Source organism: Klebsiella sp. TF21-TM (assembly GCF_019753495.1).
GTDB lineage: Bacteria > Pseudomonadota > Gammaproteobacteria > Enterobacterales > Enterobacteriaceae > Klebsiella > Klebsiella quasipneumoniae.
This window is the reverse complement of record NZ_JAIJYL010000010.1, coordinates 35245-48381: the sequence shown is the minus strand read 5'-3', so window position 1 is coordinate 48381 and position 13137 is coordinate 35245. Positions and strand designations below refer to the sequence as shown.

Sequence of the window (13137 nt, the reverse complement as noted above, 5' to 3'; positions counted from 1 at the left end):
GAGGGGCAGGTCAGTCGCCGGCGACGCCCGCCTGTTTTCCGCGGCGTTTCTCAATCGCCCACTTGAGTAACGCCGCACAGCGATAAAATCCGTGGGCAAATTTTCCATACGGCAGGGTTAAGAACAGGGCCATCACCACCCCGAGGTGGATGGCGAGCAGGACGCCCATCCACGAAGTATCCCGCCCCGCCAGCAGCGCCAGGCCGGTGAAGCTGGTCAGCAGCAGCAGCAGAATAAATCCGCGATCCATCGGTTTCTGCCGCGCGTCGCCGTGCAGCGGCGAGCGGCGCAGGTTCAGCCACAGCAGGCCCGCCGGGCCGACCAGCAGGCCGATGCCGCCGAGGGTGCCGAGCAGCACCGGCAGGCTGAAGAACGGGTAGGGGGCTTCCTGGCCGGCGATATAGTGATAGCCCGTGGCCACCACGGTGGCGGCGAAACAGAGCATAAAGCCGTAGAAGGTGCAGTGGTGGAAACGGCGGCGCAGCAGGGTGAAGGCGTCATCGGCTTCGTTGCAGCCTTTCCCGTGGCCGCCGTCGAGATATTTCAGCGTCAGCGCATCATGGGATGCCTTCGCAATATCAATCGGTTGCGGCTGGCCCGGGGAGATCTCGCGCCAGAAGCGGATCACCCCGCTCATCAGTAAGCCAATCGCCAGCACAAAGACCGAACCAAACATCCACGCCAGCAGGTTATGGGGGAATATCTGGTAGAAGTCGCCCGCCAGCGGCGGATGGCGCAGCGAGCCTTTGAGCCCCATCGCCAGCAGCAGAAAGACAATCAGGCCGCCGACCAGCGCCAGCACGGTGGTCATGCCGGCCCGGCGGTACAGGCTGCCAAAGGCGGCGGGCTGGGCGTAGTGTTGATAGGTCTCGAGCCGGACTTCGGCCATCGCCTTCGGCACGTTAATGGCGAACTCGTGCGGCGGCGCATACTGGCAGGCATGCAGGCAAGCGCCGCAGTTATGGCACAGGTTAGCCAGATAGTTGATATCCGCCTTGCCAAAGGCCAGGCGCTGGGTCATCGCCGGGAACACGGCGCAAAACCCTTCGCAGTAGCGGCAGGCGTTACACACCTGCATCACCCGTTCGACTTCCGCCTCCGGTTCGGTGATGATCTGCGCGTCAATGATCAGCTTTTCAAGCGACTTCATGGTGTTTCTCCTGCTGCGCCGCCCGGGCGGCTTGCTGGCCGGCGATGCGGCCGAAGGTGGTGCCGATCGACATCCCGACGCCGGCGGTGTAGCCCTTGCCCAGCACGTTGCCGGCCATCATTTCCCCGGCGACGAACAGATTACGGCTGGGTTGACCGGCGAAATGGACGGCGGCGGTGTCGTCGACGTAGAGCCCGAGGTAGGTGAAGGTGATCCCCGGACGCAGGGCGTAGCCGTAGTAAGGCGGCGTATCGATGGGGCGCGCCCAGTGGGTTTTCGCCGGCGTGAGGCCAGAGGTCGCGCAGTTATCCAGGCGGGTGTGATCGAACTGGCCCGGCGCGCAGGCGGCATTATAGTCGGCGATGGTTTGCGCTAAGCGTTCGCCGTCCAGCCCCAGCTGGCGGGCCAGTTCCTCGATGGTATTGGCCTGAGCGCCGGGAAAGACGGGGGGCATAAAGTGGCCGATGGCTTTGCTGTCGATGATCGAGTAGCCGATCTGTCCTGGCTGGTGGGCGACCAGTCGGCCCCAGATGGCGTAGCGTTTAGGCCAGAAATCTTCCCCCTCATCATAAAAGCGCACGGCATCGCGGTTGACCACCACCCCCAGCGAAACGCAGTCGACGCGGGTGCAGATCCCGCCGTCATAGAGCGGCGCCCGGGCGTCAATGGCGACGCAGTGGGACTGGGAAGGATCGCCGATGATATCGGCCCCGGCGTCGATCATAAACTTGAGCAGCACCCCCTGGTTGAAGCGCGTGCCGCGGATGAGAAAGTTATCGGCGGGCCATTCGCCGCGGTCATTTTGCCCCCAGGCCTCGCGCAGCCACTCGCGGTTGGATTCAAATCCGCCGGCGGCGAGGACGCAGCTTCTCGCGACAATCCGTTCCTCGCCCGCCAGCGCGGCGACAAATTCACCGTTGCGCAGTTCCAGAGCCTGCACCGGCGTGTTGTAGCGGATCTGCACCCCCATCCGCTCTGCGCTGCGGTAATAGGCATTGACCAGCGCTTTGCCGCCGCCCATAAAAAAGGCGTTGGTGCGGGCCACGTGCAGGGCGCCGGAGAGCGGCGGCTGAAAGTTAACCCCGTGCTGACGCATCCAGTCCCGGCACTGTGACGAGGTGCGGATCACCAGCCGGGCCAGCGCTTCGTTGGTGTTCCCTTCGGTGACGCGCAGCAGATCCTGCCAGTACTCCTCTTCCGGATAGCTGTCGACCAGCACGTCCTGCGGCGCATCGTGCATACAGCGCAGGTTACGCGTGTGCTGCGAATTGCCGCCTCGCCACTCCCGCGGCGCCGCCTCCAGCAGCAGCACCGAGGCGCCGGCTTCCCGGGCGGTTAAGGCGGCGCATAGCGCGGCATTGCCGCCGCCAATGACCAGTACATCCACCATTATCGGCTCCCTTACAATTTAATGGATTGTTAAATTTGTAATGGGAATGTAGGCGGTAACGGCGACGGGGCGCTATGGCGTAACGCTAAAGAGGGGTTTAGTTAACGTAAAGGGTGGCGCCTGGCCAGCGATCGGACTCCACCAGCTGGCGCATGACTTTGCTTAGTATGACCCGTGCCGCAAGGCCTGCCGGGGTGAGCTCATCATCCGACAGGCTGACCAGAAAGTTGGGGCGGCTGAGGACCGGATTAGCGATGCCGATCACCCTCAGCGCCTGATGGTCGAGATGGGAAATAGCGGCCCCGGGCTGCAGAGTGGCGCCCAGTCCGCTGCGCACGGCCTGCATCAGCAGGGCCAGACCGTCAATGTCCGCCACCACCTCAACGCTGAGGCTGTGCTGCTGGCAAACCGCCTCCAGCCTGCCGCGCAGGCCGTGGCCCTGGCTTGGCATAATCAGCGGCAGGGTGGTGAGCTGGTCAGGGGAAACAGGGTCATCCGGCAGCGAGGCCAACAGCGCATGGGTGCCAATCAGGAACAGGCGCTCTTCGAGCACCGGTCTGGCGCTCCAGCGCAGGATCTTCTCCTGCTGGAAGACGATGGCTAAATCCAGCTGGCGGGTGTTGATCATCCGCTCCAGATTCCCGGAGAGGCTTTCCACCAGGTGCAGGCGGACGTCGGGGTAGCTCTCGCGCATCGCGTTGATGAACGGTACGCCAAGAACGGAGGCGGTGCTGGGGGCCATGCCGACGCTGACGTGGCCCGACAGCCGCGCCTCGCGGGCGGCGAGGATGGCATCATCGGCATGACGCAGCGCCAGCTGCGCCTGTGAGTAGAAAGCGAGGCCCGCGCTGGTGGGCGTCACGCCGCGAGAGGTTCGCTGCAGGAGGCGAATGGACAGCTCATTTTCCAGACGCGCGATCTGCTGGCTGAGCGCCGAGACGCCGATATTCAGATCGAGCGCGGCGCGGCCCATGCTGCCGGTTTCAACAATGCGCGTAAAATAGCGTAGCTGGCGAAGTTCCATATCAACTCTCCGGACAAAGCGGGGACTCGCGAGGGTCGCCGCCGGGACGTGAGCGGGAAGCGCGGCAGAAGCGCCCATAAAAAAGCCAACCGGCTGGTTGGCTTTTCAGAGCAGGCGAAGCAGGGAATTACTTTTCCACTGCGTCGTGGGCGTGTTCGTCCTCGCGGCAATCACCTTCCGCACAGTGACCGTACAGATACAGACTGTGGTTGGTCAGGCGGATGCCGTGACGGGAAGCGATTTCACGCTGGCGCGCTTCGATAGAGTCATCACTGAATTCGATCACTTTGCCGCAGTCGAGGCAGATCAGGTGATCGTGGTGATGCTGCTGGGTCAGTTCGAAAACGGATTTACCGCCTTCAAAATTATGACGAGTCACGATACCGGCGTCATCAAACTGGTTGAGGACGCGGTAAACGGTCGCCAGACCAATCTCTTCGCCCATGTCGATCAGGCGTTTATATAAGTCTTCCGCACTGACATGATGGTTATCCGGTTCCTGCAGCACTTCAAGGATTTTCAGTCGAGGAAGTGTGACTTTCAGGCCAGCCTTCTTTAATGCGGTATTGTTGTCAGTCATGCGGAATCTGTCCTGTTGCTAAACGATCTACTTCCTTCAACGGAAGTCATACAGAAATTAACCCGACGTAATGCGTCTCATTATAGAACTGCCACTGGTAAATGAAAACTGCAAGCATCGGGCCTGGTTTGCTGTCAAAAACGAGGCACCAGCTACAAACTGCGTCACGTGCCTCGTAGATTCAGAGGACATTGTACAGATATGTGATTAAAAGTTAAAAACTTGTAGCTATTAGTTTGATTGCTTTTGTCTATTAATACGACGCAACTCAACGATTGCGCCGCTTAATTATCAGGCGTTTTTGATTTCTTCGAGGTGCAGCTCTTCAGCCACCTGCTTCACCCACTTCTCAACGCGCTCGTTGGTCAGTTCCGGCTGACGGTCTTCATCAATGGCGAGGCCGACGAAGTGGTCGTCATCCGCCAGGCCTTTGGAGGCCTCGAAGTGATAGCCGGCAGTCGGCCAGTGGCCAACGATGGTCGCGCCGCGCGGCTCAATGATGTCGCGGATGGTGCCCAGCGCATCGCAGAAGTACTCTGCGTAGTCTTCCTGGTCGCCGCAGCCGAACAGCGCCACCAGCTTGCCGTTAAAGTCGATCTCTTCCAGCGTCGGGAAGAAGTCGTCCCAGTCACACTGGGCTTCACCGTAGTACCAGGTCGGGATGCCGAGCAGCAGGATGTCGTGGGCTTCCAGATCTTCTTTGCTGCTTTTGGCAATGTCGTGAACATCAGCAACATCTTTACCAAGCTGCTTTTGAATCATTTTTGCAATATTTTCGGTGTTGCCGGTGTCGCTGCCAAAAAAGATGCCGATGATTGCCATGAGTAAAATAACCTCTTGAAACTTAAATGATGTGGTAGGGACGTGATGCCCACAGATAACGGCAATCATAGCAGAACTGGCAAGGACGCGGAAACAGCAATCACGCCCGACTGCACACTCTGCTACATGAATGCGGATTTTTCGCGGAAAGTTAGACTTTTCCCTGGCTGCGCAGGGCGGTTAATTGCGTCATCAGCATCTCTTCGATGAGATCGCTGCGGCTCATATTACGCGCTTCCGCCAGTTCGTTAAGCGCATCGACCGCGTCGGCGTTGAGCTTTAGCTCCACGCGCTTCAGCCCGCGCACTTTATCGCGTTTCAGCTGATTACGTTTGTTGATGCGCAGTTGTTCATCGCGCGACAGCGGATTGGTTTTTGGTCTTCCCGGGCGACGCTCGTTTGCGAACAAATCTAATGTCGTACGGTCCGTTTGTTCTTTTGCCATGATTCTGAGTGACTTCGGGGAAACAAGCTGCCGGGCTCTAGCCGGCGCAGATAGCGCGCCATCATACATCAGGCGAACGGCTGCGCCAACGACCGCGGGCATTCTGCGGCGCGGTCGGGCATATTTTAGCCAATCAGGCGCCAATGCTCGTGAGATAGCGGCGGATCGCGCGCAACACCGCTTCGGGTTTCTCGGCATGGACCCAGTGTCCGGCGCCGGCGATGACGTGGGCCCGGGCCTGCGGGAACTGGGCCAGCAGCGCGTCGCGGTAGGCGTCGGTCACGTAGGGTGAGTTGCCGCCGGGAATAAACTGCGTCGGGTGCGGCCAGGCCGGGATGGTTTCCCAGCCGACGATATGCGGGTACTGGTCCCACAGCACCGGGACGTTGAAGCGCCAGTCGCCGTCGACGAAAGATTTCAGCAGGAACTGAATCACCCCCTCTTCCTGCAGATGCTCGCGCATCACCTGCGCCGCCTGCTGGCGGGTGCTGGCGGCGGATTCGCTGACGGCGCGGATAGCGGCGAAGATCTCATCATGGCGGCGAACATGATAATCCACCGGGGCGATATCGATCGCCACCAGACCGTTGATGCGCTCCGGCGCCAGGGCGGTCAGCGCCATCACCGCTTTGCCGCCCATCGAATGGCCGATAAAGGTGGCGCGTTCAATCTGGTGCGCGTCGAGCGTATCGCGCAGATCCTGCGCCATCGCGGGGTAGGTCATCTCTGGCGACCGCGGCGACAAACCGTGGTTGCGCATATCGACCTGCAGAATATCGTGGTCGGCGACCAGGTCGCGGGCGAGGATGCCCAGGTTGTCCAGGCTGCCAAACAGACCGTGGACCAGCACGATCGGGGAGTGGTTGTGCGGATTCTGTGCAGATTGCGCTCGGCTATTTAATTTCATGGCAAAGTTCTTTTTTTCGCTCCGTCGGGTTAGGGTATTATGTTGGACATTCTGCCATCCGGCTGCAAGACCCAGAAGTTTTCTGAGTTTTACCGCCATCCTGGTTTGACGCTATCCGCGGTTGGGATTTGTACTTATAATCCCAACGATTTGTATTCAGAAAAGATATCGCACTGGATTAAGATGAAAACAATTGAAGTTGATGATGAACTCTATCGCTATATTGCCAGCCACACTCTGCATATCGGCGAGAGCGCATCCGACATTTTACGGCGCATGCTGAAATTTTCCGCCGTTTCCCAACCGGCTACACAGGTCAGCAAAGCCGCGCCGGCGCTGGCGCCCGCGCCTGCCGTTGAGGTGAAATCCGCTAACCCGGCGAAAGATAAAGTCCGCGCCATGCGCGAGATGCTGTTATCTGATGAATACGCCGAGCAGAAGCGCGCGGTGAACCGTTTTATGCTGGTGTTGACGACCCTCTACTCCCTGGACAGTAAAGCATTTGCCGAGGCGACCGAGTCTCTGCATGGCCGCACGCGCGTCTACTTCGCGGAAGATGCGCGTACGCTGCTGAAAAGCGGTAATCAGACCAAACCGAAACAGGTTCCTGGTACACCGTGGTGGGTGATCACCAATACCAATACCGGCCGTAAATGCAGCATGATTGAGCACATCATGCAGTCGATGCAGTTCCCTGCGGAGCTGATTGAAAAGGTTTGCGGCACGATCTAGCTTTTTAACATTTGCACCAGAAGGATCAGGCAATGGCAATCGATAAACGTGCGGGGCAGCCTGCGCAACAGAGTGATTTGATTAACGTCGCCCAACTGACTGCTCAGTACTACGTGCTGAAGCCTGAAGTCGGTAATGCGGAGCATGCGGTCAAATTCGGCACCTCCGGCCATCGCGGCAGCGCGGCGCGTCACAACTTCAACGAACCGCATATCCTGGCCATCGCCCAGGCGATTGCGGAAGATCGTGCGAAGAACGGGATCACCGGTCCGTGCTATGTCGGTAAAGATACCCACGCCCTGTCCGAGCCGGCGTTTATTTCGGTGCTGGAAGTGTTAACCGCCAACGGTGTTGACGTGATCGTGCAGGAAAACAACGGCTTCACCCCGACGCCGGCGGTCTCCAACGCGATTCTGGTGCATAACAAAAAAGGCGGTCCGCTGGCGGACGGCATTGTGATCACCCCGTCACACAACCCGCCGGAAGATGGCGGTATCAAGTACAACCCGCCAAACGGCGGTCCGGCTGATACCAACGTCACCAAAGTGGTGGAAAACCGCGCCAACGAACTGCTGGCCGCTGGCCTGCAGGGCGTGAAACGCCTTCCTCTGGACGCGGCGCTGGCTTCCGGCCACGTCAAAGAGCAGGATCTGGTGCAGCCGTTTATTGAAGGCCTGGCGGATATCGTCGACATGGCGGCGATCCAGAAAGCGGGCCTGACGCTGGGCGTCGATCCGCTGGGCGGTTCCGGTATCGAATACTGGAAGCGCATTGGCGAGCACTACAAGCTCAATCTGACCATTGTGAACGACCAGGTAGACCAGACCTTCCGCTTTATGCACCTCGATAAAGACGGCGCCATCCGCATGGACTGCTCCTCGGAATGTGCGATGGCGGGCCTGCTGGCGCTGCGCGATAAGTTCGATCTGGCGTTTGCCAACGACCCGGATTACGACCGTCACGGGATTGTCACCCCAGCCGGGCTGATGAACCCGAACCACTATCTGGCGGTGGCGATTAACTACCTGTTCCAGCATCGTCCGCAGTGGGGCAAAGAGGTGGCGGTCGGTAAAACCCTCGTCTCCTCGGCGATGATTGACCGCGTGGTGAACGATCTGGGCCGCAAGCTGGTGGAAGTGCCGGTGGGCTTTAAGTGGTTCGTCGACGGCCTGTTCGACGGCAGCTTCGGTTTCGGCGGCGAAGAAAGCGCCGGGGCCTCCTTCCTGCGCTTCGACGGCACGCCGTGGTCCACCGATAAAGACGGCATTATCATGTGCCTGCTGGCGGCGGAAATCACCGCAGTGACCGGGAAAAACCCGCAGGAGCACTATAACGAGCTGGCGGAGCGCTTTGGAGCGCCGAGCTACAACCGTCTGCAGGCTTCCGCGACCTCCGCGCAGAAAGCGGCGTTGTCTAAGCTGTCGCCGGAAATGGTCAGCGCTGACACCCTGGCGGGGGATCCGATCACCGCCCGTCTGACCGCAGCGCCGGGCAACGGGGCGGCGATTGGCGGCCTGAAAGTGATGACCGACAACGGCTGGTTCGCGGCGCGTCCGTCAGGCACCGAAGACGCCTACAAGATCTACTGCGAAAGCTTCCTCGGCGAAGAACATCGCAAACTGATCGAAAAAGAAGCGGTAGAGATTGTCAGTGAAGTGCTGAAGAACGCCTAAAGGCGCACGACCATCAGGCCCCTCGCGGGCCTGATTTTTTTCGCAAGGATAGCGATGAAAATACAACGGAAGTCCCTGTTTTTGTTCTGGGCGTGGATGGATCTCTTTTTCGTCCTGCAATTCTTATGGTGGAATATTGCCCACCGCCGACTCCCTTTTTACGACGACCTGCTGGCTTATCTCCAGCTGCTGCACGACTGGGGCGCTGCGGCGGTCTGGCTCTATCCGCTGAATGTGCTGCTGATTATCAGCATCCCGCTGTCGATGATCCTCTTTTTCCGTCAGAGCCGCTATGGGCTGTGGCTGGCCTGGGGGCAGGCGCCGCTCAGGCTGGTGTTTATGCAGCCCTCGCTTTCTGTGGGTCTGTGGCTGATTCAGGCCGCCGGCGTCCGGCATTTCGCGATCCTGGCAGGCTTCCTGCTGCTCTCTGAAGGGTTGAAAATCGCCAGCCTCTGGTACTGCAGAGGCGGGGCTCAGGGCATAAAGCGATAACCAATCCCGGTTTCGGTCAGCAGATGCTGCGGGCGCGCCGGATCGGCCTCCAGCTTTTGCCGCAGGTGACCCATATAGATCCGCAGATAATGGCTGTGCTCCACGGCGTTAGGGCCCCACACCTGATTCAGCAGCTGGCGCTGGGTAAGCACTTTGCCGGGATTATTCAATAGCGCCGCCAGCAGGCGAAACTCGATGGGCGTCAGGTGGATCTCTTCGCTGCCGCGCAGGATGCGGCGGGCGGGGATATTGACCTCCAGGTCGGCGAAGCGCACCACCGGCTCGTCGGCCTGCGCCGCGCCGTGACGACGCAACGCGACGCGCAGGCGGGCCTGCAGCTCGCCGATGCCAAAGGGTTTACTTAAGTAGTCATCGGCGCCGGCATCCAGGGCGGCAATTTTGTCGTGCTCTTCGCTACGCGCTGACAGGACGATAATCGGCATCTGACTCCACTGGCGCAGGTCGCGAATAAAATCAATGCCGTCGCCATCCGGCAGGCCGAGATCGAGGATCGCGAGGTCGGGCTTACGGGTGGCGGCTTCGATCAGCCCGCGCTGCAGGGTTTCCGCTTCAAATACGCGCATGCCGTCGGCTTCCAGCGCGGTGCGCAGAAAGCGACGGATAGCGTGTTCGTCTTCGATAATCAGAACGTTAATCACAATTCCTCAGATAGCTCTTCCAGTTCAGGGGGCGTTTCTCCCGGCAGTGTAACACGGAATGAGGCGCCGCCTTCCGGCCGGTTGCTGGCGGAGATGGTCCCGCCGTGGACGTCGACGATGGCCTGACAGATGGCAAGGCCCAGCCCGACGCCGGGGATCGCCGACTCTTTGTTGCCGCGGGCGAATTTATCAAAGATAGCCTGTTCCTGGCCCGCCGGGATCCCCGGACCATTATCCCATACCTCCAGCGACAGCTGCCGGGCGTCCGCTTCGGCGCGAATACCGATGTCCGCCCGGGCGCCGGCATACTTATGGGCATTCTCCAGCAGATTGATCAACACCCGCTCGAACAGCGGCCCGTCGACATGCACCAGCTGCAGCGGGTCGGGTAAATCCAGTTGAACGTGCTGGCCGCCGAGGCTTGGCTCGAGCATACGCAGCGCGCTGCCGACCACTTCCTCCAGCGTCAGCCACTCCTTGTGCAGATTAAAGCCGCCGGACTGGATCCGCGCCATATCCAGCAGGTTGTTTACCAGCCGGGTGGTATTGAGCACATGCTGGCGGATTTCATTGGCCTGCGGGGCATGCTTCGAGCCCTCGCTGGCCAGATCGAGGGTCAGGATTTCCGCCTGGCCAAACAGCACGGTGAGCGGGGTACGCAGATCGTGGGACAGGGCGGCGAGCAGCGAGTTACGCAGGCTTTCGCGCTCGCTGGTCAACCGGGCCTGCTCTTCGCTGGCGGTCAGGGTGAGACGCTCCAGGGCGCTGGCCACCAGCAGGGTGAAGGTCTCCAGCAGCCGCTGCTGCTCCGGGATCATCAGCTGGCGCAGATTCGCCGGCTCCACCACCAGCAGTCCCCATGTGCGGGCGGCGCTCTTCAGGGGCAGGATCTGATACGGCACGCCGGGCAGGGTATCGGTGCCGGCGCCGGCGGGTTGACCCTTATCAAAGCTCCAGCGGGCGATGGCGTCATCCCACGGCGTCAGCCCGGGCTGGTGGGTTAAGGGCAGCAGTTTCCCCTGGGCGTCCGGGAGCAGCAGCTGGCTGCGAGCCTGAAAGGTGGAGGCGATAAACCGCTCACTGGTGGTGGCGATATCCTGCTGGCTACGACCCACCGCCAGCGCTTTGGACATTTCATACAGGTGGCGGGTACGCCGCTCGCGATAGCGCGCCACCCGCGCCTGGTAGCGCACGCCGGCGGTGAGGTTACCGATAAGCAGGCCAACGGTGAGCATCACGCCGAAGGTGAGCAGATACTGGACATCTGACACCGCCAGCGTGCCGCGCGGGGCGACAAAAAAGAGATCGAAGCTGATAACGTTGATCACCGTCGCCAGCACCGACGGCCAGCGGCCATAGAGCAGGGCGATGATCACCACCCCCAGCAGATAGAGCATGACCAGGTTGGCGGCTTCGAAGGCCATCAGCCACTGCATGGCCACCAGGGTAATGATGGCGCACAGGGCCACCGCCAACGCGCAGCCCTGCAGTTGCAGCCGCCATTTCTCCAGCGCCGGACGAGTGTCGCTGGCGCGCGCCGGAAGGGGGAAGGGCTTTTCATCCAGGGCGATGACCACCAGATCGAGGTCCGGCGCGTGACGAGCCAGACGGTCGGCGAAGCCGCTGCGATCCCACCAGCGGCGTTTGCTCTGGCGGCCGATGACAATTTTTCCGAGGTTATGTTCGCGCGCGTAATGGAGGACCGCTTTCTCTTCAGACGGGTCGGAGAGGGTGGCGGTTTCGGCGCCCAGCTCCTGGGCCAGACGCAGCGCGGCGAGGATGGCCCGCCGCCGGGATTCCGGCAGGCGGTGCAGGGAAGGCGTTTCGACATATACCGCATGCCAGACGCTGCCCAGACGGGCAGCGAGGCGGGCGGCGGTACGCACCAGCTTTTCGCTGCCGGTGTTGTGCCCGATACAGAGCAGAATGGCGTCGCGGGTGTGCCAGACTTTCTCCTGGCCCTGGCGGTCGCGCCAGGCGCGCATCTGCTCATCGACGCGATCGGCGGTACGGCGCAGAGCCAGTTCGCGCAGCGCAATCAGGTTCCCTTTGCGGAAAAAGTTCTCGATAGCGCGCTCGGCCTGGCCGCCGATGTAGACTTTGCCCTCATTGAGCCGCTGGCGCAGATCGTCAGGGGGGAGGTCCACCAGCACCACGTCGTCCGCGGCGTCAAAAAAGGGATCGGGGACGGTCTCCCGCACCTGCACGCCGGTGATCCCGCTGACAACGTCGTTCAGGCTTTCCAGATGCTGAACGTTAACCGTGGTGAAGACGTCAATCCCGGCTTCCAGCAGTTCGTCCACATCCTGCCAGCGCTTCGGATGGCGGGAGCCGGGGGCATTACTGTGCGCCAGTTCATCCACCAGAATCAGCGCCGGGCGGCGGGCGAGGGCGGCGTCGAGGTCGAACTCATACACGTAGCGCCCGCGGTGAGCGAGCCGCCGCGGCGGCAGGGTGCTCAGGCCCTGCAGCATCGCGGCGGTCTCTTTCCGGCCGTGGGTCTCCGCCACGCCAATCAGAATATCCAGCCCCTGGGCCCGCAGCCGCTGCGCTTCCGCCAGCATCGCCCAGGTTTTCCCCACCCCGGCGCAGGCGCCGAAGAAGACTTTCAGTTTGCCGCGATGCGGGGCGGCGGTGTGCTGCAGCAGGCGGTCAGGGTCCGGACGCAGCGGCTCGTCACTCATTTACTTATCCTTCAGGGCATCCAGCGCCATATTGAGTTGCAGTATATTGACCACCGGCTGGCCAAGGAAGCTCAGCAGCGGCGTTTGTGTGGCCTGGTTAACCAGCGCGGTCACCTGGTCGACGCTCAGCTGGCGCGCTTTGGCCACCCGGGGCGCCTGCCACAGCGCGGCGGCCGGGGTCAGGTTGTTATCGAGACCGCTCGCCGAGGTGGTGACCAGTTCGACTGGCACCCGCGGGTCGGCATCCGGGTTCGCGGCGCGCAGGGCCTGCACCCGCTCGCTCACCGCCTTATCCAGCGCCGGGTTGCTGGCGGCGAGGTTGCTGCCGCCAGAGGCCATCGGGTTATCCGCTGTCTCCGCGGTGGCTGACGGGCGGCCCTGGAAATAGCCTGCGGCGGTAAAGTTCTGGCCAATCAGCGCCGAGCCGCGCACCTCGCCGTTCAGGCGGATCAGCGAGCCATTGGCCTGTGAGTTAAACCACCACTGTCCCAGGCTGGTGGTCAGCAGAGGATAAACGCCGCCGGTGAGCAGGGTTAACAGAATAAATAGCACAAGTGCTGGACGAATCAATGACATAGT

General features: G+C 61.2%; 13 protein-coding genes. 3 read left to right on the top strand and 10 right to left on the bottom strand.

Annotation, left to right across the window (positions count from 1 at the left end):
* Positions 1 to 10 precede the first annotated feature (10 nt).
* The 7 genes from tcuB to ybfF form a co-directional block, all read right to left on the bottom strand.
* Complete coding sequence (gene tcuB, locus K5R89_RS11660) at positions 11 to 1150, bottom strand: tricarballylate utilization 4Fe-4S protein TcuB (protein WP_023288853.1); 1140 nt, start codon at positions 1148 to 1150, stop codon at positions 11 to 13.
* Positions 1137 to 2540 carry an FAD-dependent tricarballylate dehydrogenase TcuA gene (tcuA, locus tag K5R89_RS11655; RefSeq protein ID WP_032455143.1) on the bottom strand — a complete coding sequence of 468 codons (1404 nt, stop codon included), beginning with the start codon at positions 2538 to 2540 and terminating at the stop codon, positions 1137 to 1139. The genes tcuB and tcuA overlap by 14 nt, the downstream gene beginning before the upstream one ends.
* Positions 2541 to 2637: 97 nt before the next feature.
* Positions 2638 to 3564: a tricarballylate utilization LysR family transcriptional regulator TcuR gene (tcuR, locus tag K5R89_RS11650; protein WP_023288855.1), complete on the bottom strand. Its 927-nt coding sequence runs from the start codon at positions 3562 to 3564 to the stop codon at positions 2638 to 2640.
* 127 nt (positions 3565 to 3691) lie between these two features.
* Entirely contained in the window at positions 3692 to 4144 is a 453-nt protein-coding gene (gene fur, locus K5R89_RS11645; protein WP_004885952.1) for a ferric iron uptake transcriptional regulator, read from the bottom strand.
* 291 nt (positions 4145 to 4435) lie between these two features.
* A complete protein-coding gene (fldA, locus tag K5R89_RS11640; RefSeq protein ID WP_002894765.1) occupies positions 4436 to 4966 on the bottom strand; it encodes a flavodoxin FldA in 531 nt (176 codons plus the stop codon).
* 151 nt (positions 4967 to 5117) lie between these two features.
* Positions 5118 to 5411, bottom strand: a complete 294-nt coding sequence (gene ybfE, locus K5R89_RS11635; protein WP_002894767.1) for a LexA regulated protein — start codon at positions 5409 to 5411, stop codon at positions 5118 to 5120.
* A 133-nt stretch (positions 5412 to 5544) separates the two neighbouring features.
* Positions 5545 to 6318 carry an esterase gene (gene ybfF / locus K5R89_RS11630; protein ID WP_044521651.1) on the bottom strand — a complete coding sequence of 258 codons (774 nt, stop codon included), beginning with the start codon at positions 6316 to 6318 and terminating at the stop codon, positions 5545 to 5547.
* A gap of 183 nt (positions 6319 to 6501) precedes the next feature.
* Here ybfF and seqA point away from each other — a divergent pair, with 183 nt between their 5' ends.
* Genes seqA through K5R89_RS11615 form a run of 3 tightly spaced genes read left to right on the top strand, consistent with a single transcriptional unit; the run spans position 6502 to position 9215 of the window.
* A complete protein-coding gene (gene seqA / locus K5R89_RS11625; protein WP_102004251.1) occupies positions 6502 to 7050 on the top strand; it encodes a replication initiation negative regulator SeqA in 549 nt (182 codons plus the stop codon).
* Between the two features lie 32 nt (positions 7051 to 7082).
* On the top strand, positions 7083 to 8723 hold the full coding sequence (gene pgm / locus K5R89_RS11620; protein ID WP_023288859.1) for a phosphoglucomutase (alpha-D-glucose-1,6-bisphosphate-dependent): 1641 nt from the start codon (positions 7083 to 7085) through the stop codon (positions 8721 to 8723).
* Between the two features lie 54 nt (positions 8724 to 8777).
* Positions 8778 to 9215: a hypothetical protein gene (locus K5R89_RS11615; RefSeq protein WP_049014755.1), complete on the top strand. Its 438-nt coding sequence runs from the start codon at positions 8778 to 8780 to the stop codon at positions 9213 to 9215.
* Here the strand turns inward: K5R89_RS11615 and kdpE are convergent.
* From kdpE to kdpC, 3 genes are read right to left on the bottom strand one after another with little or no spacing between them, the layout of a single operon-like run.
* Positions 9197 to 9874 carry a two-component system response regulator KdpE gene (gene kdpE, locus K5R89_RS11610; protein ID WP_002894776.1) on the bottom strand — a complete coding sequence of 226 codons (678 nt, stop codon included), beginning with the start codon at positions 9872 to 9874 and terminating at the stop codon, positions 9197 to 9199. The genes K5R89_RS11615 and kdpE overlap by 19 nt on opposite strands.
* Positions 9871 to 12558 (bottom strand): two-component system sensor histidine kinase KdpD, encoded by a 2688-nt coding sequence (gene kdpD, locus K5R89_RS11605; RefSeq protein WP_032455149.1) that lies wholly within the window; start codon positions 12556 to 12558, stop codon positions 9871 to 9873. The genes kdpE and kdpD overlap by 4 nt, the downstream gene beginning before the upstream one ends.
* The gene (gene kdpC, locus K5R89_RS11600) at positions 12559 to 13134 is read right to left on the bottom strand and encodes a potassium-transporting ATPase subunit KdpC (protein WP_023288862.1); all 576 of its coding nucleotides are present in this window, start codon (positions 13132 to 13134) and stop codon (positions 12559 to 12561) included.
* Positions 13135 to 13137 lie beyond the last annotated feature (3 nt).